A 25,213-nucleotide genomic window follows, 5' to 3' on the forward strand; every position below is an offset into this window, starting at 1 on the left:
ATTTGGGAAGCTCAAAAAGCCATTTCAAGGTTTTCCTTGGTCGCAATGCAGCCACGTTCATGAACGGTGGATGAACCACCGCTTCGGCCTCCGTTCAGTCATGCGGGATTAGGCTTCGGTCAAGTTCGAGCAATTCCAGGAAAAGTGTGAAGCGGTTTTCCGTCCGGAATTGCGTCAAGACAGAGAGACAAGCGGTGCCCCCTTCCCTGCGCCGCGACGAGGCCGAACCGGGTGCAACGTCCCTTCCTCCCGGATCGACAGAGGCCGGAAGTGCACCGCAGGCACTTCCGGCCTTCCCCGCACTACAGCGCCGCGCGTCCCCTGGACGCGCTAAGGACGCCGTAGCACTTTTGATTTCGCGCATGATCCTTTCCGAAAATCGATTCCGATTTTCGGGTCATGCGCGGCAACCGCGTAAATCCCGACAACGCCTTTGCTTTTGCCGCCTGGCCGTCTATCACCATGCCGACGCCTCGCCCGTCCGGGCAAAGAACAAGCAACGACGCCGCATGACGGATCTTTTCCATCTGACCGAGGACAATCCCGCGCCGCAGAATGCCGCGGGCGGCTTCTTCACCACACGCGACGGCAAGAAGATCCGCTACGGCGTCTTTGCCGCTGTCAGCCGCCCGCTGCAGGGCACGGTGGTTTTGCTGACCGGGCGCAACGAATGCATCGAGAAATATTTCGAGACCATCCGCGATCTCGCCGATCGCGGCTTCGGCGTCGCCATCCTCGACTGGCGCGGCCAGGGCGGTTCCAGCCGCCTGCTGCGTGACCGCCAGCGCGGCTATGTCCGCAGCTTCCGTGACTATACGCGCGATCTCGAGCAATTCTTCGAGGAAATCGTGCTGCCCGACTGCCGCGGCCCCTATTACATCCTCGCGCACTCCACGGGCGCGGTGATTGCGCTGCTTGCCTCGCCGTCGATGGTCAACCGGGTGCGGCGCATGGTGCTGCTGGCTCCTTTTCTCGAAGTGCCGGACCTGCCGGTCTCGATCGCCACGGTCCGGCGCGTCTGCGCGGTCTTCTGCGCGCTGGGTCTCGGCCGGCTCTATGCCGCGCTCGGTCCGCGCCCGAAAGTGCCGCCCGCTTTCGAGGTGAACAAGGTGACCTCGGATCCTGCGCGCTACCGGCGCAATGTCGGAATCTACGAGGCCTGGCCGCAGCTCGCGCTCGGCGGCCCGACCATCCGCTGGCTGAGGGCCGCCGCCGCCGCCGCGAAAGCCGTCAGCGATCCGGATTTCATGGCAAGGGTGAAGGTGCCGATGCTGATCGTCGCCGCCGGCGCCGACCGGGTGGTCTCGACCAAGGCGGTGGAGGCCTATGCCAGGAAACTGCGCGTCGGCTCGCTGTTGATGATCGATGGCGCGCAGCACGAGATCCTGCAGGAGAAGGACATCTACCGCGAGCAGCTCCTGGCGGCTTTCGACGCCTTCATCCCCGGCACGGGTGATGCCATCTGATGCCCGGTGATGGGCGGCGGCCGCCGGCGATGTCTTACGGCCGGCACAGGAGCTTCCCGGCCGGTGGGTTCACGACCTCGCCGCTCGATCCGCCAAGTCTCGGCTGAACGCTGCCGGCGTTGTCACCTGCATGGTCATTGCCGATCCTGCCGCAAACGCGGGCGGAACCGGCTTGACTGAAGGCGCGCTCGCGCGGCAGCGACACCTCGTTTCCGCCAAGGCACCGAGCGCTAAATACCCTCCGGCGCCATGCGCCAGCCGACAAGGACCGGGAGGAGGAACGGACATGAACGCATCGCTGTCACGTCAGGGGCATCGCCTGTTGCAGATCGGCGTCGCCCTGCTGCTGTTTTCGTCATTCGAAGGATTTGCAATCCCGTACCTTGCCGCACCGCGCCTGGGGCTGTCGGCGCATACGCTCAGCGGCCTGGAGGCCGTTCTCCTGCTGGCGCTGGGGCTCCTTTGGGAAAGGCTCAATCTCAGCGCCGCCACATCGCGGGTTGCGTTCTGGCTTCTGATCTATTCGGCTCTTGCCATTCTGGCCGCCTACGTGATGGCGAGCGTCTGGGGCGCCGGCAACGAGACGATGCCCCTGGCAGCCGGAGCCTTCCACGGCAGCGCCTTTGAGGAGGCGGCGATCAAGGGCATCGGATATTCGTCGGCGCCAACCGGCCTCATTGCTTTCGCGCTCATTCTGTGGGGCTTGCGCCTTGCAGACCCATCGTCAACCGAGAGCTAGAGCGCGCCGCAGTCTTACGCTGGCTTTGCATGAAACGGTCTCTTGGGCCGCCTGGTGCTCAGCCGCGCAGCGCCGCCATCGCTGCCGCGTGAAGCTCGGGCGTCGCTGCCGCCAGTATATCGCCGCCCTTCTCCGCCGGCCCGCCTTCGAAAGTGGTGATGACACCGCCGGCCTTCTCGATGATCGGGATCAGCGCGACGATGTCGTAGGGCTTCAGGCCCGGGTCGGCGACGATATCGATGCTGCCGGCTGCCAGCATGGCGAAGGCGTAGCAATCGGTGCCGTAGCGGGCGAGCTGCACCTTTGTCTCGAACACGTCATAGCGCTTGCGCGCATCGCCCTTGAACAATGCCGGCGTGGTCGTGAACAGCGTCGCTTGCGCGAGTTCGGTCGTCTTGCGGGTCGCGAGCCGGCGCGGGCCGCCCGGTCCTTCATAATGCGACCCGGAAGCGTTGGCGTAGAACAGCTCACCGGTGAAGGGTTGCGACATCATGCCGGCGACCGCCTCGCCATCGACGGTCAGCCCGACCAGCGTTCCCCACACCGGGATGCCGGAAATGAAGGCGCGGGTGCCGTCGATCGGGTCGATCACCCAGACATGCCGGCTGGCGAGGTTGTGGCTGCCATGCTCCTCGCCGAGGATGCCGTGCTCGGGATATTCGGACGAAATCAGCGTCCGGATCGCGCGCTCGGCTTCGCGATCGGCCTCCGTTACCGGATCGAAGCTTCCCGCAAGCTTGTTGGTGACCGCCCCCTGGCTGCGGAAGCGCGGCAAGGTTTCGGCGGCGGCGGCATGCGCGATGCGCCGCATGAAATCGGTGCTGATGTCCAAGTCGCTCTCCCCCATCGCGGCCGTTGCCGGCCGCTCTTTCTCGCGGAACAGGCGCGCTGAAGACCGGTCAGGCGCCCGTTTTCTGTTGCCCGAAAGTCACATCTGAGCCGCCGAAGCGGAATTTCCACATCATATTGAATTAAAAAAGCCCGCTGTCGATTGACATTTGTGCGGCGCACAATAATTTTGTCATCGGACAGGTTTTCCTGTCCATGCCCTCCTTGGGCGTTTCCTCCCTAGACTTCGACCGTGTCGTGAAAACGATGCGGTCTTTTTTTCAGGCAATTCCGGGAAAAGTGTGAAGCGGTTTTCGCTCCGGAATTGCGTTTACAAGAACTCGGTGCGCCGACCGCGCCGTCATTCCGCCGCCAGCGGCAAGTCGACGAAATGATGGTCGGGCATCGACATCAGGTCGGCCGAGAAGCGGGTCAGGTCGCAGGCCAAGGCGTCGAAGCCGGCCGATTTCTGGAACGTCCGCTCGTCCATGTAAAGCCCGCGATTGACCTCGATCTGCAACGCATGCAGATGCCGCGCCGGCCTGCCATAATGTTCGGTGATGAACCCTCCCGCATAGGGCTTGTTATGCGCGACGGTGTAGCCCATGCGGACAAGCAGGCTAATCGCCATCTCGGTGAGCGCCGGCGAGGCCGAAATTCCGAACCGATCGCCGATGATGAAGTCGGGCCGCACGCCGTTGTCGCCGACGCGTATGCTGGCCGGCATCGAGTGGCAGTCGATCAGCACGGCATAGCCGAACCTGGCATGCGTTCTGGTCAGGAGCCGCTTCAGCGTCTCGTGATAAGGCTTGTACACCGCTTCGATGCGCGCCACGGCCTCAGCCAGCGGCAGGCGGCCGGGATAGATATCGAGGCCTTCGCCGACAAGCTTCGGCACCGTGCCCAACCCGCCGGCGACACGCGCCGAACGGATGTTGCAGAAGGACGGGACCGGCTCTGCGAACATGCGCGGATCGAGTTCCCACGGCTCGCGGTTGACGTCGAGATAGGCGCGCGGAAAATTGGCCGCCAGCAGTGGCGCGCCGAGCGGCACGGCGCCCCCGAAAAGCTCCTCGACATAGCAGTCCTCCGACCGGCGGATGGCGTTGCGGTCAAGCCGCGCCATGGCCAGGAAGCGCTCCGGATAGTGGCGGCCGCTATGCGGTGAGTTGAACAGGAAGGGGACGCGCTGTTCGGCGCCCGATCGGATTTCGAAGGGTGGGACGACCGAAAAATCCTCGGCTGCCGTTTTCAATTTGCACGAACCAGGAAACAGCACTGTATCATGACGTAAAACTTGCCACCTTGCGTGCGGCATGTCCAGCATTTCAGGTGGCGAAACCGCAGCTTGAACCGGATGTGGGACGGCCTTCATTCACTTGATGTTTACCGACACATCCTCATATACAGCATGGTTAACAGCCTTGCCCGGCGGCAGGCTTGGGGCGGGTGATTCGGACGGGATATGATGGCACGCATTCTGCTGGCGGAAGACGACGACGATATGCGCCGCTTCCTCGTCAAGGCGCTGGAACGCGCCGGCTACCAGGTAAGCGATTTCGACAATGGCGCCAGCGCCTATGAGCGGCTGCGCGAAGAGCCTTTCTCGCTGCTCCTGACCGACATCGTCATGCCGGAGATGGACGGCATCGAGCTTGCCCGCCGCGCCACCGAGATCGACCCGGACCTCAAGGTGATGTTCATCACCGGCTTTGCCGCGGTCGCGCTCAATCCGGATTCCAAGGCGCCCAAGGACGCCAAGGTGCTGTCGAAGCCTTTCCACCTGCGCGATCTCGTCAACGAGGTCGAGAAGATGCTGCAGGCGGCCTGAGCCACTTCGGCAGGCATCGACGATGCGCCGCGCCGATGCGACAAACACAAGCCGTCTTTCCACATTCCCGCTATTGACGCGCCGGATCAAAAGTGGTGTATGCGCGGCTTCGGATGGGCGTGTAGCTCAGCGGGAGAGCACTGCATTGACATTGCAGGGGTCACAAGTTCAATCCTTGTCACGCCCACCATCCTTCCAATAAGTTAGATATCTGGCGAGCACAGAACCCTGTGCCTGACTGTCTGGCTGCACTGCAGTTAGCGATTACCCGAGACCTCTTCGAACGAGCACAAGCATTTCGCCCAAGACGGCGAGCCCGTGGACGACGTAGCCCTTGCCGAGCAGCATCACGGCCAGATAAGCCCCGTCCTGCCCTGTAACCCCGGTGACCAGGGCGATCCCGTCTGTCAAGGCGACCTTGTCTGCCGGGGCGACTTTGTCCGCCATTGCCGTGTGCGCCCGCGCCTATTTTTCGGCAAGCGAATACGATTTATTGCCGCAACGCAAATCCCCGCACGGGGGCCGGCTTAAACGCCCGCGACCGCCAGCAGGGTCTTCATCCTGGCGATGGCAAGATCGGGGTCGGCCAGCAGCCCGGCCTGGTCGCAGAGCCGGAAGACATCCGCGTAGTGGCATATGCCGCGCGCCGACTGCATGCCGCCCACCATCGTGAAGTGGTCCTGATGCCCGTTCAGCCAGGCCATGAAGACGATGCCGGCCTTGTAGTATTCGGTTGGCGCCTCGAAGATTTTTCGCGACAGCGGCACGGTCGGCGCCATCAGCGCGTCGTAGCCGGCCTTGTCACCCTCCGCCAGCTTCGCCAGCGCGGCATTTGCCACCGGCGCGATGGCGTCGAAGATCCCGAGCAGCGCGTGCGAGTGTTTCCTGCCGTCGCCGGCGATCAGTTCGGGATAGTTGAAATCGTCGCCGGTGAACATCACCACCCCGTCGGGTAGCCTGTCGCGCAGCCGCACTTCCTTCTCCGCATCGAGCAACGATATCTTGATGCCTTCGACCTTGCCCGCGTGCCGCTCGATGATGGCGACGACCGTGTCGAGCTCGGTATCGAAATCGTTGCTGCCCCAATAGCCCTTGAGCGCCGGATCGAACATGTCGCCCAGCCAGTGCAGGATGACCTTGCCCGATGCCTGGGAAAGCATGCGGTCATAGACGCGGGCGTAATCGTCCGGCCCTTTTGCCACCGCGGCCAGTGCGCGGCTCGCCATCATGATTGCCTTGCCGCCCTCGCCTTCGATGAAGGCGAATTGCTCTTCATAGGCGCCGATGACGTCGTCGAGCGTCTTGGCCGCCGCCGGCGCCAGGTGATCGGTCCCCGCCCCCGAGGCGAGGTCGGCGCCCGGCACCGTTTTGGCTTCCGCGATCGAGCGGCGGATCAGCTCCCTGGCGCTCGCCCAGTCGAAACCCATCCCGCGCTGAGACGTGTCCATGGCTTCGGCGATGCGAAAGCCGAGCCGCCACAAATGATGACGGAACGCCATCGTCCTGTCCCAGTCGACCGCCGGCCGCGACCACGGATCGGTCATGGCGATGGGATCGGCAACGACATGGGCGGCGGCATAGGCGATACGCGAAAAGCGTGCGCCCTCGATCGGTTCGACCGGTTTGCCGACGAGCCGGTAGCTGACCCGGTCGCCGTTTGCCGCAGGCAAGGTGATGTCCATGGTACTCTCCCGTTGCCGTCGCTATAAATGGAACGTTCCAATAAATCAAGAATCTTTATGGCTCCGCAGATCCAGGCTGGAACACACCGTGCCCTCCTGGAGGTATCCTTGCATTTGCTGAGGTTTTGAACCGCTTCAATCAATTTTTCGATTTTCGTCGCAATCGCAATTGACTCGGATTTGGATCGATGATTAGAACGTTCCAATAAATTTTGCCAAAACTGGGAGGACGCGACGAGGATGGCCAGCCGGGCCAAGGCGACGATCCTGGACATCGCCCGCGAGGCCGGCGTGTCCAAATCGACGGTGTCGCTCGTGCTGCAGGGCAGCGGGCTGATCCGGCCTGAAACCGCGACCAAGGTGCGCAAGGCGATCGAGAATGTCGGCTATGTCTACAACCGCGGCGCCGCCAATCTGCGCAAGGCCCATTCCAATGTCATCGGCATGGTGATCAACGATCTCACCAACCCCTTTTTCGCCGAGCTTGCCGTCGGCATGGAGCGCGTCTTCCAGGCGGCGGGCGTCGTCCCCTTCATCGCCAACACGGCGGAAAACCCGGTGCGTCAGGAAGAGGTGCTGAAATCGCTGATGGAACAGGGCGTCGCCGGCCTGATCGTCTCGCCGGCGCGTGGCACGTCGCCCGGCACCTTCCGCCGCATCGAGACGGCCGGCGTCCCGATCGTCTTCACCATGCGCAGGTTGCCGGACAGCCGTATTCCGGTGATCGCGCCGGACAATCATCGCGGCGCGGTGCTTGCCGCCGAACATCTGATCCGCAGGGGTCATCGCCGCCTGGCCTTCTTCGGCGGTTCATCCGATCTCGTTGTTTATCAGGAGCGCCTGGGCGGCTTCCTCGAAGCCTGCGAAACGTTCGGCATCCCGGCTCCGGACCGGCTGATCGTCGAGGGCGAGACGAACCGCAAGGGCGGCATGGCCTGCCTGGAGACGGCCCTTGCCGTGCCGCGACCACCGACCGCAGCGCTGTGCTTCAACGATGCGGTTGCCTTCGGCGTCATGCTGGCATTGCGCAAACGCGGTCTCGAGGCTGGCGCAGACTTTGCCGTCGTCGGCTTCGACGATGTCGCCGAGGCCGAGCACTACAGCCCGGCGCTGACCAGCGTCGCCGTCGACACCGCGGGCCTCGGCGAGCGCGCGGCCCACGTCATGCTGAAGATGATCCAGTCGCGCACCACGCGCGCCGAGAACCATATTGGTGCCGTCAGCCTCGTCGTGCGGGAAAGCAGCGGCCCGGACCGAAACAGCCAAGTGGGAGACGCGGCGTGAGCGTGCGATGGGGACTGATCGGCGCCAGCACGATCGCCAGACAGTTCGTGATCGATGCCATCCGCGCGCAGGCCGATGGCGAGGTCGCAGCCGTGATGAGCTCCAGCCAGGAACGGGCCGAGACCTATGCGAGGGAAAACGGCATCGCACGCGCCGTCTCGTCTCTCGACGCGCTGCTCAACTCGGACATCGACGCCGTCTACATCTCGACCACCAACGAATTGCATCTCGAGCAGGGGCTTGCCGCGATCAAGGCCGGCAAGCATGTGCTGTGCGAGAAGCCGCTGGCGCTGACCAGCGCCGATGCGCGTGAGATGGTCGTCGCCGCGAAAGCTGCCCGTATCGTCTTCGGCACCAATCACCATCTGCGCAATGCCGGCGCCCACCGCGCCATGCGCGAGGCGATTGCCGCCGGCCGCATCGGCAAGCCGATCGCCGCACGCGTCTTCCACTCCGTCTACCTGCCGGAGAACCTGCAGGGCTGGCGCATCGCCAGGCCTGAGGCCGGCGGCGGCGTTGTGCTCGACATCACCGTGCATGATGCCGACACGCTGCGCTTCGTGCTGGACGACGACCCCGTCGAGATTTCGGCCTTCACGCAAGCCGCCGGCATGGCCGGCGGCGGACTGGAGGACGGCGCCATGTGCATCTGGCGCTTCGGGTCGGGCGTGATTGCCCAGTCGCATGAGGGCTTCACCACGAAATTCGCCGGCACCGGCTTCGAGGTGCATGGCTCGGAGGGCTCGCTGATCGCCGCCAATGTGATGACGCAAAAGCCGGTCGGCTCGGTGCATCTGCGCAGCGCGAGCGGAGAAGAAGAGCTGAGCTTCGATCGCGAGGATCTCTACACCCGCTCGCTGCGCCACTTCCATGCCGCGGTCCGCGGCGAAGGCCAGCCTGCAGCCACGGGCGAGGACGGCGTCTGGTCGCTGGCGTCGGCCGAAGCAGCATTGCAATCGTCGAACACCGGCAAGGCCGTCGCCATCGACCCGCAACTTGGGGGCCTCGCGTGAGCAAGCTCGTCTCGGCGGCCCATGCCGCCAGCCTGATCAAGGACGGCATGGTCGTCTCGGTGTCGTCGTCGAGCGGGCTCGGCTGCCCCGACGCGGTGCTTGCCGCGATCGGCGAGCGTTTCGACGCGGAAGGCCATCCGCAGGCGATCACCACGCTGCATCCGATCGCCGCCGGCGACATGTACGGCATCAAGGGCATCGACCATCTCGCCAAGCCGGGCCTGCTCAAGCGCACGCTCTGCGGCTCCTATCCGTCCGGCCCCTCCTCTGCCGAGCCGCCGCAGATCTGGAAGATGATCGGCGACAATTCGATCGCCGCCTACAACGTGCCGTCCGGCATCCTGTTCGACATGCATCGCGAGGCCGCCGCCAAACGTCCCGGCGTGCTGACCAAGGTCGGCCTCGACACCTTTGCCGATCCGCGCCACCAGGGTTGCGCCATGAACGCCGCGGCCAGCGAGCCGATCGTCTCGGTTGAGCAGTTCGACGGCGAGGAATGGCTCTATTTCCGCGCCATCGTGCCGAACGTCTCGATCATTCGCGCCACCACGGCCGACGAGCGCGGCAATCTCACCTATGAGCATGAGGGCGCCTATCTCGGCGGACTGGAGCAGGCGCTGGCTGCCCGCAACAATGGCGGCATCGTCATTGCGCAGGTCAAGCGCGTGGTCGAGAACGGCACGCTGAAGCCGCATGACGTGCGGGTGCCAGGCGTGCTGGTCGACCATATCGTGGTGGCGCCCGACCAGTTGCAGACGACGCAGACGCCTTATGACCCGGCGATCTCCGGCGAGATCTTCCGGCCGCTGTCGACCTTCCGCACGCCGGAGATGAACATCCAGAAGGTCATCGCGCGGCGCGTCGCCATGGAATTGCGCGACGGCATGGCCGTCAACATCGGCTTCGGCATCTCGGCCAACGTGCCGCGCATCCTTCTCGAGGAAGGCCAGCACGGCAAGGTCACCTGGGTGATCGAGCAGGGCGCGGTCGGCGGCGTGCCGCTGCTCGACTTCAAGTTCGGCTGTGCCTCCAACGCCGAGGCGATCATGCCCTCGCCGCACCAGTTCATCTATTTCCAGGCCGGCGGCTTCGACGCCTCGCTGCTGTCCTTCCTGCAGATCGACCGGCACGGCTCGGTCAACGTCTCGAAGCTCTCGGCGCGGCCGCATGTGACCGCCGGCGCCGGCGGCTTCGTCGACATCACCGCGCGGGCGAGGAAGATCGTCTTTTCCGGCTTCTTCAATGCCGGCGCGAAACTCTCGCTGGCGAACAGCGCCATCCGCATCGACCAGGAAGGCAAGATCAAGAAGGTGGTCGCAGAGGTGGAGCACATCTCCTTCTCCGGCAAGCGGGCGGTCGCCCAGGGGCAGGACATTACCTATGTCACCGAGCGCTGCGTGATGAAGCTGACGCCGGACGGGCTGATGGTCACGGAACTCGCGCCCGGCATCGATCTCGAGCGCGATGTCTTGGCGCAGTCCGAGATCCCGCTCGCTGTGGCGAACGACCTCAAGGTCACGCCTGCGGCGCTCTATCACGACCGACCGATCGGCTTGTCGCTCAATGGCGGCGCTTCGCTCGGAGGCGCGCATGGCTGAGGGTCTCGTCACCTTCGAAAAGGACGGCGCCGTCGGCATCGTCACGCTGTGCCGGCCGGAAAAGTTCAACGCGCTCGACATCCCGATGCTGCGTGCGCTCGAGACGGCGCTCGACGAAGCGGAACTGGCCGAGGGCGTTCGCGCCGTGCTCATCCGCGGCGAAGGCAAGGGGTTCTGCGCCGGTGGCGACGTCGAGGCCTGGGGCGCCATGAGCGCCGCCGACTTCCAGGTGCAATGGGTGCGCTACGGCCACCGCGTCTTCGACCGGCTGGCGCGGCTCAGGCAGCCGACCATCGCTGTGCTCTCCGGCCATGCGCTGGGCGGCGGGCTGGAACTGGCCACGGCCTGCGATTTCCGCGTCGCCGAAACGCAGGTGAAGCTCGGCTTCCCCGAAACCTCGATCGGCGTCGTTCCCGGCTGGTCCGGCACCCAGCGCGCCGTGCGCCGCTTCGGTGCACAGATCGTGCGCCGTATGGCGATTGGCGGCGAGATTTTCCCGGCAGCCGAGGCGCTGGCGCACGGCGTCGTCGACCGGCTGGTCGAAACAGGCAAGGCTTTCGACGAAGCCAAAGGCTGGGCAGAAAAAATCGCCGATCGGGGTCCGCTTGCGACCGAGGCCGCGAAGCTGATGATCGGCGTTGCCGAGGGCGAGGAAGATGCGGCCGCGACCGAGGCGCTGGCCAGCGGCTTCATCGCGCTAACGGCCGACCTCAAAGCCGGCGTCGACGCCTTCAAGGCCAAGCAGAAGCCGGCCTTTTCGAGATCCTAGAGAAGACATGATGAACGCACCGCTCAACATTGCCATGCCGGCCGAGGCGTCTGAGGCGCCGAAGGCCTACAAGCTGCTGATCGACGGCCGGCATGTCGATGCCCGCGACGGCCGCAGCATCGAGCGCGCCAGCCCCGGCCACGGCTTCGTCGTGTCGCGCTATGCGCAAGCGGGCGCGGCGGAAGTCGAGGCGGCGGTCCAGGCCGCGCACAAGGCTTTCGAGACCGGCCCATGGCCGCGCATGAAGACATCGGAACGCGCGGCGGTTCTGCTGAAGACTGCCGACCTGATCGAGGCGCGGCAGGAAGAGATCGCGCGCCTCGACGCGCTGGAATCCGGCAAGCCGATAGCCCAGGCGCGCGGCGAGATCGGCGGCGCGATCGACATCTGGCGCTATGCCGCCTCGCTTGCCCGCACGCTGCATGGCGAAAGCTACGCCAATCTGGGCGACTCCATGCTGGGCGTGGTGCTGCGCGAGCCGATCGGCGTCGTCTCGATCATCACGCCGTGGAATTTCCCCTTCCTGATCGTCAGCCAAAAGCTGCCCTTCGCGCTCGCCGCCGGCTGCACGGCGGTGGTGAAGCCGAGCGAGATGACGTCCGCTTCCACTTTCGTGCTCGGCGGCATCCTGCTCGAGGCCGGGCTGCCGGCTGGCGTCGTCAACATTCTCGCAGGCTACGGCGCCGATGTCGGCGCGCCGATGGTCAGCCATCCGCTGGTCGAGATGGTCTCCTTCACCGGCTCGACCCGCGTCGGCAAGACAACCATGGCAGCCGCTTCCGACTCCTTGAAGAAGGTCTCGATGGAACTCGGCGGCAAGAATGGCCAGATCGTCTTCCCCGACGCCGACCTCGAGGCCGCTGCGGATGCCGCGGTGTTCGGCGGCTTCTTCAACGCTGGCGAATGCTGCAATGCCGGCAGCCGCCTGATCGTGCATGGGGCGATCGCCGACGACTTCCTCAACGCGGTCAAGGCGCTGTCCCAGAAGGTCCGCGTCGGCGATCCGCTCGACGACCGCACCAAGGTCGGCGCGATGATCTCGGCCGACCATATGGAAAAGGTAGCCGGCTATGTGACGGCGGCGAGAACCGACGGCGGCAGCGTTTTTGCCGGCGGCGCGCGGCTTGCATCCAATGCCGGCCAATATCTCGATCCGACCATCATTCGTGACGTCACCGAGGATATGGCGATCGCGCGCGAGGAAGTGTTCGGACCGGTGCTGTCCGTGCTCACTTTTGCAACGATTGAAGAGGCATTGCGCATTGCCAACAACACGCCCTATGGTTTGTCTGCAGGGGTGTGGAGCGCCGATATCGACACGTGCATGTCGGTGGCGCGCGGCGTGCGTTCGGGGACGGTTTGGGTGAATACGTTCATGGAAGGTTATCCCGAACTGCCCTTCGGCGGCTACAAGCAGTCCGGTCTGGGACGCGAACTCGGCAAACGCGCTGTCGAGGACTATACCGAGGAAAAGACTATCCAATTTCATCGCGGCCAGCGCACCGGATGGTGGGTCGGCTGAGTTGGGAGACCCCGGCGGACACCCGCCGGTTCTGTGAATGCAACAAGGGAGGTAGTACATGTTGCGCAAACTGCTTATCGGAACGGCTCTTGCGACGAGCTTTGCGTTCTCGGCGCACGCCGCGGACGTCAAGGAAGTGCAGATGCTGCATTGGTGGACGTCGGGCGGCGAAGCGGCTGCTCTGAACGTGCTGAAGCAGGATCTGGCCAAGGAAGGCTATGCCTGGAAGGACGTGCCGGTGGCCGGCGGCGGCGGCGACGCCGCCATGACCGCGCTGAAGGCGATGGTTGCGGCCGGCAATTATCCGACCGCTTCGCAGATGCTCGGCTACACCGTGCTCGACTATGCCGCCGCCGGCGTCATGGGCGACCTCACCGAGACCGCCAAGAAGGAAGGCTGGGACAAGTCGGTTCCGGCCGCCCTGCAGAAGTTCTCCGTCTATGACGGCAAGTGGGTCGCGGCCCCGGTCAACGTCCACTCCGTCAACTGGCTGTGGATCAACAAGGCGGTGATGGACAAGATCGGCGGCACCGAGCCGAAGACCTTCGACGACTTCGTGGCCTTGCTCGACAAGGCCAAGGCCGCGGGCGTCATCCCGCTGGCGCTCGGAGGCCAGAACTGGCAGGAGGCGACCATGTTCGACTCCGTCGTGCTGTCGACCGGCGGCCCGGAGTTCTACAAGAAGGCGATGAACGACCTCGATGAGGAGTCGCTCAAGTCCGACACGATGAAGAAGTCGTTCGACAACCTCGCCAAGCTCGTCAAATATGTCGACCCGAACTTCTCGGGCCGCGACTGGAACCTCGCCACCGCCATGGTCATCAAGGGCGACGCGCTGGTCCAGGTCATGGGCGACTGGGCCAAGGGCGAGTTCCACGCCGCCAACAAGACCCCGGGCACCGACTTCCTTTGCTATCGCTTCCCGGGCACCGATGGCTCGGTGATCTACAACTCCGACATGTTCGGCATGTTCAACGTTCCGGACGACCGCAAGGCCGCCCAGGTCGCGCTGGCCACCGCCACTTTGTCGAAGAGCTTCCAGTCGGCCTTCAACGTCGTGAAGGGTTCGGTCCCGGCCCGCACCGACGTGCCTGATACCGACTTCGATGCTTGCGGCAAGAAGGGCATCGCCGACCTGAAGAAGGCCAATGAGGGCGGCACGTTGTTCGGCTCGCTGGCGCAGGGCTACGGCGCCCCGCCCGCCGTCGCCAATGCCTACAAGGATGTCGTGTCTAAGTTCGTCCATGGTCAGATCAAGACCTCCGACGAGGCCGTGACCGAGCTGGTCAAGGCGATCGACGACGCCAAGTAAGCCGTTGCTTGAACTCGGGTCTCCCCCGCTTCGGCGGGGGAGGTCTCCTGTCGAAAAAGGTAAGGGAAAGGCCCTGGTGCGTTTCGCGCCGGGCGGTTTCCGACCAACCGGTACTGGACGAGCCGATGAGCACAGTTGCCGAAACCCAGATCAAGCTGACACCGGAGCATGACGCCCGCCCCGGCGCGTCGGTCCGGTCGCGACTGCAGGATCTGTTGCCGAAGATCGTTTTGGCGCCGAGCTTCGCGGCGACGATCGTCTTCGTGTATGGCTTTATCCTGTGGACGATCTATCTGTCCTTCACCAATTCCAAGACATTCCCGTCCTATGCCGTCACCGGAGCCCGCGCCTATCAGCGGCTGTGGCGCTGGACCTTCGAGAGCGACCCGCCGTCGAGCTGGTACACCTCGATCACCAATATGGGCATATTCGGCTTCCTCTACATCCTGATCTGCCTGGCGCTCGGCCTGTTCCTAGCCATCCTGCTCGACCAGAAGATCCGCGGCGAAGGCGTGCTCAGGCCGATCTACCTCTATCCGATGGCGCTCTCCTTCATCGTCACCGGCGTCGCCTGGAAATGGTTCCTCGATCCCGGCCTCGGGCTGGAACAGACGCTGCACCAATGGGGCTGGACGAGCTTCCATTTCGACTGGATCAAGAACAAGGATTTCGTCATCTACACGGTGGTGATCGCCGGCGTCTGGCAGGCGTCCGGCTTCGTCATGGCGATGTTCCTGGCCGGCCTGCGCGGCATCGACGGCGAGATCATGAAGGCCGCGCAGATCGACGGCGCCTCCGCCTTCCAGCTCTATCGCCGCATCGTCATTCCGCTGCTGCGGCCCGTCTTCCTGTCGGCCTTCATCGTGCTCGCGCATCTGGCCATCAAGTCCTATGACCTCGTCGTGGCGCTGACCAGCGGCGGCCCCGGCGGCTCGGCCTGGCTTCCGTCCAACTTCATGTATGAGTTCACCTTCAAGCGCAACGAAATGGCGGTCGGCTCGGCAAGCGCGGTGATCATGCTGATGACCATCACCGCCATCATCGTTCCGTATCTCTACTCCGAGCTCAGGGAGAAGTCGCGATGAGCGCCGTCGCTTCACCCGCCAGCCAGGCCGCAAGCGGCGCCCGTGCCAGGACATTCAACCGCATCGTCATCTACGGGCTGCTTGGGCTGTTCGCGATCTTCTATCTGATGCCGCTCTTCGTCATGCTGGTCACCTCGTTCAAGACCATGGACGAGATCCAGAACGGCAACATGCTGTCGCTGCCGCATGCGCCGACCTTCGCACCGTGGATAAAGGCGTGGAGCGAAGTCTGCTCGGGCCTGACCTGCGTCGGCATGAAGGGCTACTTCTGGAACTCCATCAAGATGGTCGTGCCGGCGGTGCTGATCTCGACGCTGCTCGGCGCGCTCAACGGCTATGTGCTGACCAAATGGCGCTTCCGCGGCCACACGCTGGTCTTTGCCATGATGCTGTTCGCCTGCTTCATCCCGTTCCAGTCGGTGCTGTTGCCGATGGCGACGATCCTCGGCAGCCTCGGCCGCTTCGGTGTCACCTTGCAGAACGCGACCGGCTTTAGTTTCGGTCTCGGCAATTCCACCGTGAACCTGGTCTTCGTCCATGTGGTCTACGGCCTCGGCTTCACCACGTTGTTCTTCCGCAATTATTACGAAGCCTTCCCCACCGAGTTGGTGAAGGCGGCACAGGTCGACGGCGCGTCCTTCTTCCAGATATTTCGGCGCATCATGCTGCCCAATTCGCTGCCGATCATCGTTGTGACGGTGATCTACCAGTTCACCAACATCTGGAACGACTTCCTGTTCGCCTCCGCCTATGCCGGCTCCGGCGACGTGATGCCGATGACGGTTGCGCTGAACAACGTCGTCAATACCTCGACGGGCGTCGTCGAATACAACGTCAACATGGCGGCGGCGATGATTGCCGCGCTCCCCACCCTGATCGTCTATGTCGTCGCTGGCCGCTATTTCGTGCGCGGGCTGATGGCCGGCGCGGTCAAGGGCTGACCACATTTGGAAGGAACGACCATGGCTTTTCTGGAAATTGATGGGCTGAAGAAGCGCTTCGGGAATGTCGAGATCCTGAAGGGCATCGATGTCGAGCTCGAAAAGGGCGGCTTCCTGGTGCTGGTCGGCCCGTCCGGTTGCGGCAAGTCCACGCTGCTCAACACCATTGCCGGCCTGGAGCAGATCACCGAGGGCGAGATCCGCGTCGACGGTCGCGCGATCAACGACCTGCACCCTTCGAAACGCGATATCGCCATGGTGTTCCAGAGCTATGCGCTCTATCCGAACATGACGGTTGCCGGCAACATCGCCTTCGGCATGGAGATGCGCGGCGTGCCGGCGGCCGAGCGCCAGGCGGCGATCGACAAGGTGGCGAAGATCCTGCAGATCGGCCATCTCCTCAAACGCAAGCCGAGCCAGCTTTCCGGCGGCCAGCGCCAACGCGTCGCCATGGGCCGGGCGCTGGTGCGCGACCCGAAGCTCTTCCTGTTCGACGAGCCGCTTTCCAATCTCGACGCCAAGCTGCGCGTCGACATGCGCATCGAGATCAAGCGCCTGCACGCCACGACCGGCACGACCATCGTCTATGTCACGCACGACCAGATCGAGGCGATGACGCTGGCGACCAAGATCGCCGTCATGCGCGACGGCGAGGTGCAGCAGTTCGGCACGCCGGCCGAGATCTACAACAACCCGACCAACATCTTCGTCGCCGACTTCATGGGCTCGCCGGCGATGAACCTGATCCCGGCCAAGATCGGCGCCAATGGCAGCGGGCTTTCGGTGGTGCTCGACCGCGAGGCGCGCCAGCCGATCGTGCTGCCGATGCCCGGCGCGCCCTCCGGCCTTGCGGCCTTCAAGGACAAGCCGGTGATCTTCGGCGTGCGCCCCGAAGCGCTGACCGACCCGGAAGGGGCGGAACGCAACGCTTCCAGCATCGCCACGGCCGACTGTCATATCGAAGTGGTGGAGCCGGCGGGATCGGACACGTTCGCCGTCACCAATCTGGGCGGCAAGGGCGTGGTGGCGCGGCTGAGGGCCGATGCGAATATCCAGCCCGGCACCAGCACGCCTTTGGCCTTCAACCTCAGCAAGGCGGTGTTCTTCGACCCGGCGACCGAGAAGCGCATTCTTTAAAAGCTATGGCAAACCCGGATATCGTCATCATCGGCTCCGGCATCGGCGGCGCCACGATCGCCTCCGGCTTGGCCGGCAGCGGCGCCTCGATCCTGATCCTGGAGCGCGGCGAGCCGCTGCCCGCGACGCCGCATGCGCGCTCGACGCGATCGATCTTCATCGACGAGCACTACCGGCCGAAGGAGATGTGGCGCGAGGCCGGCGGTGCCGCCTTCAACCCCGGCAACTACTACTATGTCGGCGGCAATTCGAAATTCTTCGGCGCCGTCCTGATCCGCTACCGCAAGGAGGATTTTTCAGAACTCGAGCATTTCGGCGGCATCTCACCGGCCTGGCCGTTTTCCTATGACGAATTCGAGCCGTGGTATTCGAAGGCCGAGCAGCTTTTTCGCGTGCGCGGCACACTTGGCGAGGACCCCACTGAGCCGTTTCATTCTATCCCCTACGCCTTCAAGCCGGTGCCGGACGAGCCGCCGATCGCGCGCGCCCGCGCCGAGCTGAAGCGCCTTGGACTGCACCCCGCTTCGCTGCCACTCGGCGTCGACATCGAGGCCTGGCTGAAGGAGGGCAAGACGGGCTGGGACGCCTTCCCCAACACCGGCCAGGGCAAGATCGACGCCCAGACTGGGCCGCTGACGGCGGCGCTCATCGACGAGAACATCCGGCTTGAAACCGGCGCGCATGTCGACTGGCTCGAAACCGCGCCGGACGGCAAGTCGATCGCCGCCATCCACTACACCCAGGACGGCGCGCAAAAGACGCTGTCGCCGAAGCTCGTCATCCTGTCGGCAGGCGCGATCAATTCGGCTGCCATCCTGCTGCGTTCACCTTCCGCAACGGGCAAGGGCCTCGCCAACAGCTCCGACCAGGTCGGGCGCAATTTCATGAACCACAATTCGAGCGCGATGCTGGCGATCGACCCGCGCCGCCGCAACACATCCGTCTACCAGAAGACGCTGATGCTCAACGACTACTATCTGTCGGACGGCAAGGGCGGCAAGCCGCTCGGCAATGTGCAACTGCTCGGCAAGATCGACGGCAACATGCTCAAGGCCAATGTGAAGAGGATGCCGAAATTCGCGCTCGACTTCGTGGCCGGCCACGCCGTCGACTGGTATCTGATGTGCGAGGACCTGCCCGATCCCGAAAGCCGCATCATGGTCGACGGCAAGGAGATCGTCATGCAGTGGCGGCGCTCCAACATGCAGTCGCTGGATGGCCTGACCAAGGTCATGCGCAAGAACCTTCGCGCCTGCGGCTATCCGATCGTGCTGTCGCGGCCCTTCGACAAGCGCACGCCGTCGCACCAATGCGGCACCGTGAAGATGGGTAACGACCCGGCGACATCGCCGCTCGACCCCTACTGCCGCGCCTGGGACCATCAGAACCTGTTCGTCGTCGACGCCGGCTTCCTGCCGACCTCCGCCGCGGTCAACCCGGCGCTGTCGATCGCGGCGCAGGCGCTGCGCGTGGCCGACCATATTCGCAAGACGGAGCTTTCCTCATGATAGGCCGGCGCCGCCCCTCATCCGCCTGCCGGCACCTTCTCCCCGTAAACGGGGAGAAGAAGGCTGGCCGCAACGCCGGCACCCACTCTGCAGCTCGGGCGATTGGCGAAAGCGCCGGCGACAGCATCCTTCTCCCCGTCACTATACGGGGAGAAGTGCCCGGCAGGGCGATGAGGGGCAGCGCGAACGTTCAAAAGGCTAGTCTCCCATGACCCGCCCAGCAGCCATCGTCACCGGCGGCGCGCGGGGCATCGGCCTCGCCTGCGCCGAGGCGCTGGCTGATGCCGGCTTCGACGTCCTTGTCGCCGACCTTGCCGAGAAGCCCGCCAAGGGCCTTGCGGAGAACATCGCCGCGCGCGGCGCGAAATTCGCCTATGCCCAATGTGACATTGCCGACATCGCTGGTCATTCGAGGCTGGTCGAAGCCGCAATCAACGCCTTCGGCCACATCGACTGCCTGGTCAACAACGCCGGCGTCGGCGCCGTTGTGCGTGGCGACCTGTTGGAGCTGAATCCGCAGAATTTCGATCGCGCCTTGAACATCAACCTGCGCGGCACGGTATTCCTCAGCCAGGCCGTCGCCAAGGCCATGCTTGCGGCACCCGCAAACGCCGCCAGGTCGATCATCACCATCACCTCGGTGAGCGCCGCCATGGCTTCGCCGGAACGCGCCGACTACTGCATCTCCAAGGCCGGCTTGTCCATGTGGGTGAAGAACCTGGCGCTGCGGCTCGCACCCGAAAATATCGGCGTGTTCGAGGTTCGGCCGGGCATCATCCGAACCGATATGACGGCTGGCGTTTCCGCCAAATATGACGCGCTGATCGAGGGTGGCCTGGTGCCGGCAAAACGCTGGGGCGAGGCCGGCGACATCGGCGCCGTCGTGGCCGCCCTTGCCTCCGGAAAGTTCGGCTTTTCGACCGGATCGGTCATCGATGTCGACGGCGCGCTCTCCGTGCCGCGCTTGTGAGGAACCATGACTGACTACATCATCGTCGGCGCCGGTCCGGCCGGCTGCGTTCTCGCCAACCGGCTGAGCGAGGATTCGTCCAATTCCGTTCTGCTCTTGGAGGCCGGCGGCAAGGACTGGCATCCGCTGATCCACATGCCGGCGGGCTTTGCCAAGATGACCAAGGGTATCGCCTCCTGGGGCTGGTCGACAGTGCCGCAGAGGCACATGAAGGACCGCGTCTTCTGGTACACGCAGGCCAAGGTGGTCGGCGGCGGCTCGTCGATCAACGCCCAGATCTACACGCGCGGCAATGCCCGCGACTATGACGCCTGGGAGAAGGAAGAGGGACTGGCCGGTTGGGGCTATCGCGATGTGCTGCCCTATTTCAAGCGCGCCGAGAACAACCAGCGCTTCGCCAACGATTTCCATGGCGACCAGGGGCCGCTCGGCGTCTCCAACCCGATCTCGCCGCTGCCGATCTGCGAGGCCTATTTCCGCGCCGGGCAGGAAATGGGCATACCGTTCAATCCGGATTTCAACGGCGCCAGCCAGGAAGGTGTCGGCTACTATCAGCTGACCCAGAAGGATGCGCGGCGTTCATCGGCCTCCGTGGCCTATCTGAAGCCGATCCGCAGCCGCAAGAACCTGACGGTCAGGACCGATGTGCTCGTCACCCGCGTCGTTGTCGAGAAGGGTCGCGCCGTCGGCGTCGAGATCGTCGACAAGCCGGGCGGTGAGAAGACCATATTGCGCGCCGAACGCGAGGTGATCGTCTCGTCGGGCGCCATCGGTTCGCCAAAACTCCTCATGCAATCCGGTATCGGCCCCGCGGACCATCTGAAGTCGGTGGGCGTCACGCCGGTGCATGACCTGCCCGGCGTCGGCTCCAACATGCAGGATCATCTCGACCTGTTCGTGATTGCCGAATGCACCGGCGACCACACCTACGACAATTACGCCAAGCTGCACCGCACGATGTGGGCCGGCTTGCAGTATCTGCTGCTCAAGAAGGGCCCCGTCGCCTCAAGCCTGTTCGAGACCGGCGGCTTCTGGTACGCCGACCCGACCGCCGCCTCGCCCGACATCCAGTTCCATCTCGGCCTCGGCTCCGGCATCGAGGCAGGCGTCGAGAAGCTGAACAATCCGGGCGTGACACTGAACTCCGCCTTCCTGCGCCCGCGCTCGCGCGGCACGGTGCGGCTGAAGAGCGCCGACCCGGCCGACCACCCGCTGATCGATCCGAACTACTGGTCCGATCCTTACGACCGCGACATGTCGATCAAAGGGCTGAGGCTCGCGCGCGAGATCATGCGGCAAAAGGCACTGCAGCCTTATGTGCTGCGCGAGGTGCTGCCCGGCCCTGCCCTGCAAAGCGACTCGGACCTCTTCGACTACGCCTGCCGCTCCTCCAAGACCGACCACCACCCCGTCGGCACCTGCCGCATGGGGCATGATGCGATGGCCGTGGTGACGCCGGATTTGAGGCTGCGCGGCATGGAAGGTCTGCGCGTCTGCGATGCGTCGGTGATGCCGCGCGTTCCCTCCTCCAACACCAATGCGCCGACGATCATGGTCGGCGAAAAAGGCGCCGATCTCATCCTCGGCCGCGAGCCGCTGCCGCCGGCCGTGTTCAAGGGCAACCAGGCGGCATGAGGCATCAACGATGATCCGGCATTGCGTCTTTGTCCGATTTCGCGACGACGTTCCTGAAACCGAGCGCGCGGCGATTCACGCCGATCTCGAAGCCTTGCGCGCCATTATCGCCGGCATGGATAAGGTGCAGTTCAGCGCCAATGTCAGCCCGGAGCCGTTCGGGCGCGGCTTCGGCCACGGCTTCACCATCGACTTCCGCGACGCTGCGGCGCGTGACGCCTATCTCGTGCACGAGGCGCATCAGCGCGCCGGCGCGCGCCTTGTCGCCGCGCTTGAAGGCGGCACTGAGGGGCTGATGGTCATCGATCTCGAGCATGAATCCGAAAAGTGGGAACCGGTTTTCGGAAAAGATCATGCTCCAACAAAGAGTTAGATTGGGGCGACGATCCAACAAGGATTCACGCGACATGCCGTAGGTCTTTGATTTTACTCATGTCTTTGTCCCGAAACCGCTGCACGCGTTGCAGGCTTTCGGAAGATACTTTAACACGAAAGCCGTCAATCGAGCGCGTCTAGGTCGATGACCTGGCCAACAGCGCCTTGCAACGATGCCGCTGCCGCGGCGCCCGAGAAGTTGGCGCGCAGCGCACCCACCGGGTCGCGGTCGCGGCCAAGGGCCAATCGACAGGTCGGGGTTGCCCGGCCGTTGACTTCGATCAGATGGGCGGTTCCTTCTTCGTCGAGAATGAAGTCGATCCCAACGAGACCCGTCAGCCGTAATTGCTCCATGACCTTGCTGGCGGCCTGGAGTATCCCGGGATGGTCGATCACGCGAACTGTCTTCGCAGGACCGTTCCTGCATCGGCTTTCCAGCACCTCCACTGCCACCGCGGCTAACACTTTTCCGTCAACGACAGCGAGCGCGACGTTGGCGTCGCGTCCGGCCACATAGGCTTGTGCGTGCACAAAGGGCTTGCGGCCACGCCACAGATCCCGCAGTGAGCTGAGGTCGGCGTTCACGATCGCCCGTTTGAGGGCGCGGAAGAGGCTCGGACGGCGCGATAGGCAGCGCCACAGATGGGCGGCATGCGCCCTGTCGCGGGCGATGGCCACCCCGCGGCCACCCCAACTGCGGTCGGTTTTCAACACGATCGGCAGACCGTATGCGTTAATCCATTTGTCTAGCTCGGCAGGATCGCCGATACGTTGCGTCGGTGGCGCCTTGACCCCGGCAGCAAGCGCAATTTCGATCATCTCGGAGCGGGAGAGGTCCGGCCACGCACTTCGGCAGCTGTCGCGGATATTCCTCACCAGGTCCAATGCGGGCTCGTCACAGGGGACTACAAGATCCGGATTAACGCGCGCGATGAGTGTCCTGAGCGCGCGCTCTGGATGTTGCCACGGCATGCGGTACGACGCCAAGCCCGGCTGGCGCCGCATCGGATGCCGTCTTGGACAAAGCGCCACGACCCTGAAGCCGCCCCGCGCGAGGGCCGCGACGACGCCGACGGTCATTGGCCAGCGGAAGGTCGTGACGACGAGGGCGAGAGGCCGATGAGCGGTACCCTCCGGCCCCAAATGCTTGTCGACCAATCCTGCGAGCCGCTCGATCGACGTTGTGGCCCGCACAAGGTCGAGATGGTCGCCGGCGACTTCCTCGACGACAAGCCCATAGCTTCTCGCACGCCAGAGATCGGCCGGTCGACAGCCGAACATGGTGGGATCGCCGGCGCTGAGCAGTATCAGAGCACCGGGATAGAATGGAGGATCGTAGGCGCGCAATGCGGCCATATTGGCGTCTGCGAGCGTCTCCGGTGTCGGTTCGTCAACTGGCGGCGCCGAGCTCCGCCATCTCGACTGGAGCCTTTGTGCCAACCGCCGGGCGCGGAAGGTCAATTCGCGAAATGCAGGGCCGGGCAACCGCCAGCCGATCTGGACCAGTTGGGCCTTGGTCCTGCGGACCTGCCCGAACCACCATGCCTTTCCCGGCCAGAACCGCTGGTCGTAATATGCATCGATCAGGATCGGCGGCGCCACCTTCTCGCCCGCATGTTTCAGTTGCCGAGCAACTTCCACCGCGACGAGGGCTCCGAAGGAGTAGCCAACCAGCCGGTAGGGGCCGTGTGGCTGGACCGTACGCAAGGCAGCAACCGCCGAGGCGGCGAGGCGACCAAGAGCATTGCTGCTCCCGGTCTGGAACGAGTAGGAGAGGCCGAAGATACGCCCTGGCATCGCCAGCCGCTCTGCCAGCCGGGCCAGCTCGCGGGCGTGTCCTCCCAAGCCCGGGAAGAAAAACACCGTATCGGCGGCTGTGCCGTCGCGCAGGAGCTCCAGCGGCAAGGCTGCCGGGCGAGTCTCTCCAGCTGAGATAAACCGGTCCGACCCATACTCGATGACGGCAGCGTCACTCATATTCAGGCTGCCTGGGCGCTCTGCTGTCCGCGACGCCGACATTTCGGCGTACGCGGGTTGTCTCCAGGTGTTGCACAATCCGGCGAGCCGTGTAGTCGGCGCCGGCAACGAAACGCATAAGAGGGCCGAAGCTGCTGGCCGCAGCCAGTCCCGTCGCATAGAGGCCGGGAGCCGAAGTCTCGAAATCGTGCGACAGGATCGGCACGCCGGCCACATGGCGGATTGCTCCTCGCAGCGACTTGTCTAGAAATTGCAGACGTTCGATCTGCGGCCAATAGCCGGTTGCAGCGATGACATGATCGACGTCGAGGGTTTTCGATTTGCCGGATGCATCGCCCAGCTTCAGCCGCACGCCGTTCCCGGTGGGCGCCGCGCCTTGCAGATGATGGCCGGCCAGGACCTCGGCCCCTCCCAGCACCTTGCCGCGGAGATACCATGCGGAGGACGGCCCGAGATGTCGGCGCAGGATGTTCAGCCGCAAGCGAGCCGGGAGGAGGCGATAAATCTGCGGCAGGTCGCTCGCAAGGCGGGACCGCCAACCAGGTCCAAGTGGCGACGAGGGATGCGTCAGCCGCCCCAAGAGCGGCGGCTCACCGGCAGTGGGCTCAGAAGCAAAACGGATTCGATCCGCCCGGGTCACGATCTTCGGGCGAGCGCCCGCGTCGATCAGCGCAGCGGCCAGATCGACTGCCGACGCGCCTGCGCCGACAATAGCGATATCGCGCCCAGCGAAGCGATCCATATTGCGGTGGTCGGCGCTGTGACTGGCCAGCGATGCGGGAAGGTCCGCCAGTTCTCTCGGCGCCACCCTGAAATGGGTGACGCCGACGGCCAGCACGACGCGCCGGGCCAGCGCTGTCTGACCTTCCTCGGTTGTCAGCCTGAACCCATCGCCGCTGCGTCCGATATGACTAACGTTCACGGTTTCCAGGTGAGGGACGAAGCGTCGCTGGAAGTCCAGTCCGTAGGCGACAAAGGTCTCGAGCGACACCGGCTCACCCTTGTCGCCGTAGGGAATCCCTCTGGTACGGCAAAACTCCCCGAGGGTCGACCCGGGACCCGGCGCCGACAGGTTGGACGCGAAGCCGTCCGACTTGAGCTTCATGCCGGCCGGCATGGCCGTGCACCAGGTCTGAAGCGGATTTCCAAAGACCCGCAGGCTTCGGCCCGCTGTGATAACGTTTGCCGCGACGGATAGCCCATAAGGGCCTGCCCCCACGACAGCAACATCCACGCTCGACGCCCCCATCTCACCGCTTCTCCCGGTCTGTGTTGCCGAAGAGACTGGCGGCGCGATGCCGCCATCCGGCTGCCACCGCAACCCACCGGTGGCCTTCCTTCGACTCGTGGCTGCGGGTCTGATTGCGAGAGCCGCCGCGTCCCGCGTGTCCTAAGCGATTGCGGAGTAGACCGCCCGGTTCCGGTAGGGAGTCAGAATGATTGTTGAAAGGTGGGTGAGCCGCCACGAGATCCGCCGTTGCCGAGACAAAATCCAGCTGGGCATTAGTAACAGCACAGATCGGAGTAGAGTAGGGGTAGCT

Annotated in this window: 21 protein-coding genes, 1 tRNA gene and 1 pseudogene; 17 read left to right on the plus strand and 6 right to left on the minus strand. The window is 64.3% G+C overall.

Annotated elements, in window-relative coordinates:
* Positions 1 to 509 precede the first annotated feature (509 nt).
* Both FJ980_RS05145 and FJ980_RS05150 read left to right on the plus strand, forming a co-directional pair.
* Positions 510 to 1,466, plus strand: a complete 957-nt coding sequence (locus FJ980_RS05145) for an alpha/beta hydrolase (RefSeq protein ID WP_140541864.1) — start codon at positions 510 to 512, stop codon at positions 1,464 to 1,466.
* 286 nt (positions 1,467 to 1,752) lie between these two features.
* A complete protein-coding gene (locus FJ980_RS05150) occupies positions 1,753 to 2,205 on the plus strand; it encodes a hypothetical protein (protein ID WP_140541865.1) in 453 nt (150 codons plus the stop codon).
* Between the two features lie 58 nt (positions 2,206 to 2,263).
* Here FJ980_RS05150 and hisN read toward each other — a convergent pair whose 3' ends face one another.
* The gene (gene hisN, locus FJ980_RS05155) at positions 2,264 to 3,037 is read right to left on the minus strand and encodes a histidinol-phosphatase (RefSeq protein ID WP_140541866.1); all 774 of its coding nucleotides are present in this window, start codon (positions 3,035 to 3,037) and stop codon (positions 2,264 to 2,266) included.
* Positions 3,038 to 3,394: 357 nt separating this feature from the next.
* The gene (locus tag FJ980_RS05160) at positions 3,395 to 4,351 is read right to left on the minus strand and encodes an N-formylglutamate amidohydrolase (protein WP_140541867.1); all 957 of its coding nucleotides are present in this window, start codon (positions 4,349 to 4,351) and stop codon (positions 3,395 to 3,397) included.
* A gap of 150 nt (positions 4,352 to 4,501) precedes the next feature.
* Here FJ980_RS05160 and FJ980_RS05165 point away from each other — a divergent pair, with 150 nt between their 5' ends.
* Both FJ980_RS05165 and FJ980_RS05170 read left to right on the plus strand, forming a co-directional pair.
* Positions 4,502 to 4,864 carry a response regulator gene (locus tag FJ980_RS05165; RefSeq protein ID WP_006199474.1) on the plus strand — a complete coding sequence of 121 codons (363 nt, stop codon included), beginning with the start codon at positions 4,502 to 4,504 and terminating at the stop codon, positions 4,862 to 4,864.
* A 115-nt stretch (positions 4,865 to 4,979) separates the two neighbouring features.
* A tRNA-Val gene (locus FJ980_RS05170) sits at positions 4,980 to 5,054 on the plus strand.
* A 122-nt stretch (positions 5,055 to 5,176) separates the two neighbouring features.
* Here FJ980_RS05170 and FJ980_RS05175 read toward each other — a convergent pair.
* Together FJ980_RS05175 and FJ980_RS05180 are read right to left on the minus strand one after the other, a co-directional pair.
* Positions 5,177 to 5,311 (minus strand): annotated as a pseudogene (locus tag FJ980_RS05175) (GDP-mannose 4,6-dehydratase); the annotation flags it as partial.
* Positions 5,312 to 5,391: 80 nt separating this feature from the next.
* A complete protein-coding gene (locus FJ980_RS05180; protein ID WP_140541868.1) occupies positions 5,392 to 6,546 on the minus strand; it encodes a dihydrodipicolinate synthase family protein in 1,155 nt (384 codons plus the stop codon).
* A gap of 240 nt (positions 6,547 to 6,786) precedes the next feature.
* Here FJ980_RS05180 and FJ980_RS05185 point away from each other — a divergent pair, with 240 nt between their 5' ends.
* The 13 genes from FJ980_RS05185 (at position 6,787) to FJ980_RS05250 (ending at position 21,693) form a co-directional block, all read left to right on the plus strand.
* A complete protein-coding gene (locus FJ980_RS05185; RefSeq protein ID WP_140541869.1) occupies positions 6,787 to 7,830 on the plus strand; it encodes a LacI family DNA-binding transcriptional regulator in 1,044 nt (347 codons plus the stop codon).
* On the plus strand, positions 7,827 to 8,843 hold the full coding sequence (locus FJ980_RS05190; protein ID WP_140541870.1) for a Gfo/Idh/MocA family oxidoreductase: 1,017 nt from the start codon (positions 7,827 to 7,829) through the stop codon (positions 8,841 to 8,843). The genes FJ980_RS05185 and FJ980_RS05190 overlap by 4 nt, the downstream gene beginning before the upstream one ends.
* On the plus strand, positions 8,840 to 10,441 hold the full coding sequence (locus FJ980_RS05195) for an acyl CoA:acetate/3-ketoacid CoA transferase (protein WP_140541871.1): 1,602 nt from the start codon (positions 8,840 to 8,842) through the stop codon (positions 10,439 to 10,441). The genes FJ980_RS05190 and FJ980_RS05195 overlap by 4 nt, the downstream gene beginning before the upstream one ends.
* Positions 10,434 to 11,210 carry an enoyl-CoA hydratase/isomerase family protein gene (locus FJ980_RS05200; protein ID WP_140541872.1) on the plus strand — a complete coding sequence of 259 codons (777 nt, stop codon included), beginning with the start codon at positions 10,434 to 10,436 and terminating at the stop codon, positions 11,208 to 11,210. Before FJ980_RS05195 ends, FJ980_RS05200 begins: the two co-directional genes overlap by 8 nt.
* Positions 11,211 to 11,220: 10 nt before the next feature.
* Positions 11,221 to 12,732, plus strand: a complete 1,512-nt coding sequence (locus FJ980_RS05205) for an aldehyde dehydrogenase family protein (protein ID WP_140541927.1) — start codon at positions 11,221 to 11,223, stop codon at positions 12,730 to 12,732.
* Between the two features lie 58 nt (positions 12,733 to 12,790).
* Positions 12,791 to 14,044, plus strand: coding sequence for an ABC transporter substrate-binding protein (locus FJ980_RS05210; RefSeq protein ID WP_140541873.1), 1,254 nt, complete (start codon positions 12,791 to 12,793; stop codon positions 14,042 to 14,044).
* Positions 14,045 to 14,169: 125 nt separating this feature from the next.
* On the plus strand, positions 14,170 to 15,129 hold the full coding sequence (locus FJ980_RS05215; protein WP_140541874.1) for a sugar ABC transporter permease: 960 nt from the start codon (positions 14,170 to 14,172) through the stop codon (positions 15,127 to 15,129).
* Positions 15,126 to 16,070: a carbohydrate ABC transporter permease gene (locus FJ980_RS05220; protein WP_140541875.1), complete on the plus strand. Its 945-nt coding sequence runs from the start codon at positions 15,126 to 15,128 to the stop codon at positions 16,068 to 16,070. The genes FJ980_RS05215 and FJ980_RS05220 overlap by 4 nt, the downstream gene beginning before the upstream one ends.
* A gap of 21 nt (positions 16,071 to 16,091) precedes the next feature.
* Positions 16,092 to 17,207 carry an ABC transporter ATP-binding protein gene (locus FJ980_RS05225; RefSeq protein ID WP_140541876.1) on the plus strand — a complete coding sequence of 372 codons (1,116 nt, stop codon included), beginning with the start codon at positions 16,092 to 16,094 and terminating at the stop codon, positions 17,205 to 17,207.
* Positions 17,208 to 17,212: 5 nt separating this feature from the next.
* Positions 17,213 to 18,715: a GMC family oxidoreductase gene (locus FJ980_RS05230; protein ID WP_140541877.1), complete on the plus strand. Its 1,503-nt coding sequence runs from the start codon at positions 17,213 to 17,215 to the stop codon at positions 18,713 to 18,715.
* A 208-nt stretch (positions 18,716 to 18,923) separates the two neighbouring features.
* Complete coding sequence (locus FJ980_RS05240) at positions 18,924 to 19,685, plus strand: 3-ketoacyl-ACP reductase (protein ID WP_140541878.1); 762 nt, start codon at positions 18,924 to 18,926, stop codon at positions 19,683 to 19,685.
* Positions 19,686 to 19,691: 6 nt separating this feature from the next.
* On the plus strand, positions 19,692 to 21,320 hold the full coding sequence (locus FJ980_RS05245; protein ID WP_140541879.1) for a choline dehydrogenase: 1,629 nt from the start codon (positions 19,692 to 19,694) through the stop codon (positions 21,318 to 21,320).
* Between the two features lie 10 nt (positions 21,321 to 21,330).
* Complete coding sequence (locus FJ980_RS05250; protein ID WP_140541880.1) at positions 21,331 to 21,693, plus strand: Dabb family protein; 363 nt, start codon at positions 21,331 to 21,333, stop codon at positions 21,691 to 21,693.
* A 125-nt stretch (positions 21,694 to 21,818) separates the two neighbouring features.
* Here FJ980_RS05250 and FJ980_RS05255 read toward each other — a convergent pair whose 3' ends face one another.
* The gene (locus FJ980_RS05255; protein WP_181181109.1) at positions 21,819 to 23,672 is read right to left on the minus strand and encodes a thioesterase domain-containing protein; all 1,854 of its coding nucleotides are present in this window, start codon (positions 23,670 to 23,672) and stop codon (positions 21,819 to 21,821) included.
* A complete protein-coding gene (locus FJ980_RS05260) occupies positions 23,665 to 24,921 on the minus strand; it encodes an NAD(P)-binding domain-containing protein (RefSeq protein WP_140541882.1) in 1,257 nt (418 codons plus the stop codon). Before FJ980_RS05260 ends, FJ980_RS05255 begins: the two co-directional genes overlap by 8 nt.
* Between the last annotated feature and the right edge of the window lie 292 nt (positions 24,922 to 25,213).

Origin of the sequence: Mesorhizobium sp. B1-1-5 (assembly GCF_006443065.1) — a bacterium.
Classification (GTDB): domain Bacteria; phylum Pseudomonadota; class Alphaproteobacteria; order Rhizobiales; family Rhizobiaceae; genus Mesorhizobium.

What these genes read in the sequence shown, in the direction of transcription:
- FJ980_RS05145 (WP_140541864.1), top strand. Translation starts at nt 510, where the DNA reads ATGACGGATCTTTTCCATCTGACCGAGGACAATCCCGCGCCGCAGAAT.
- FJ980_RS05150 (WP_140541865.1), top strand. Translation starts at nt 1,753, where the DNA reads ATGAACGCATCGCTGTCACGTCAGGGGCATCGCCTGTTGCAGATCGGC.
- FJ980_RS05160 (WP_140541867.1), bottom strand. Translation starts at nt 4,351, where the DNA reads ATGCCGCACGCAAGGTGGCAAGTTTTACGTCATGATACAGTGCTGTTT.
- FJ980_RS05165 (WP_006199474.1), top strand. Translation starts at nt 4,502, where the DNA reads ATGGCACGCATTCTGCTGGCGGAAGACGACGACGATATGCGCCGCTTC.
- FJ980_RS05180 (WP_140541868.1), bottom strand. Translation starts at nt 6,546, where the DNA reads ATGGACATCACCTTGCCTGCGGCAAACGGCGACCGGGTCAGCTACCGG.
- FJ980_RS05185 (WP_140541869.1), top strand. Translation starts at nt 6,787, where the DNA reads ATGGCCAGCCGGGCCAAGGCGACGATCCTGGACATCGCCCGCGAGGCC.
- FJ980_RS05200 (WP_140541872.1), top strand. Translation starts at nt 10,434, where the DNA reads ATGGCTGAGGGTCTCGTCACCTTCGAAAAGGACGGCGCCGTCGGCATC.
- FJ980_RS05205 (WP_140541927.1), top strand. Translation starts at nt 11,221, where the DNA reads ATGAACGCACCGCTCAACATTGCCATGCCGGCCGAGGCGTCTGAGGCG.
- FJ980_RS05210 (WP_140541873.1), top strand. Translation starts at nt 12,791, where the DNA reads ATGTTGCGCAAACTGCTTATCGGAACGGCTCTTGCGACGAGCTTTGCG.
- FJ980_RS05215 (WP_140541874.1), top strand. Translation starts at nt 14,170, where the DNA reads ATGAGCACAGTTGCCGAAACCCAGATCAAGCTGACACCGGAGCATGAC.
- FJ980_RS05220 (WP_140541875.1), top strand. Translation starts at nt 15,126, where the DNA reads ATGAGCGCCGTCGCTTCACCCGCCAGCCAGGCCGCAAGCGGCGCCCGT.
- FJ980_RS05225 (WP_140541876.1), top strand. Translation starts at nt 16,092, where the DNA reads ATGGCTTTTCTGGAAATTGATGGGCTGAAGAAGCGCTTCGGGAATGTC.
- FJ980_RS05230 (WP_140541877.1), top strand. Translation starts at nt 17,213, where the DNA reads ATGGCAAACCCGGATATCGTCATCATCGGCTCCGGCATCGGCGGCGCC.
- FJ980_RS05240 (WP_140541878.1), top strand. Translation starts at nt 18,924, where the DNA reads ATGACCCGCCCAGCAGCCATCGTCACCGGCGGCGCGCGGGGCATCGGC.
- FJ980_RS05245 (WP_140541879.1), top strand. Translation starts at nt 19,692, where the DNA reads ATGACTGACTACATCATCGTCGGCGCCGGTCCGGCCGGCTGCGTTCTC.
- FJ980_RS05250 (WP_140541880.1), top strand. Translation starts at nt 21,331, where the DNA reads ATGATCCGGCATTGCGTCTTTGTCCGATTTCGCGACGACGTTCCTGAA.
- FJ980_RS05255 (WP_181181109.1), bottom strand. Translation starts at nt 23,672, where the DNA reads ATGAGTGACGCTGCCGTCATCGAGTATGGGTCGGACCGGTTTATCTCA.
- FJ980_RS05260 (WP_140541882.1), bottom strand. Translation starts at nt 24,921, where the DNA reads ATGGGGGCGTCGAGCGTGGATGTTGCTGTCGTGGGGGCAGGCCCTTAT.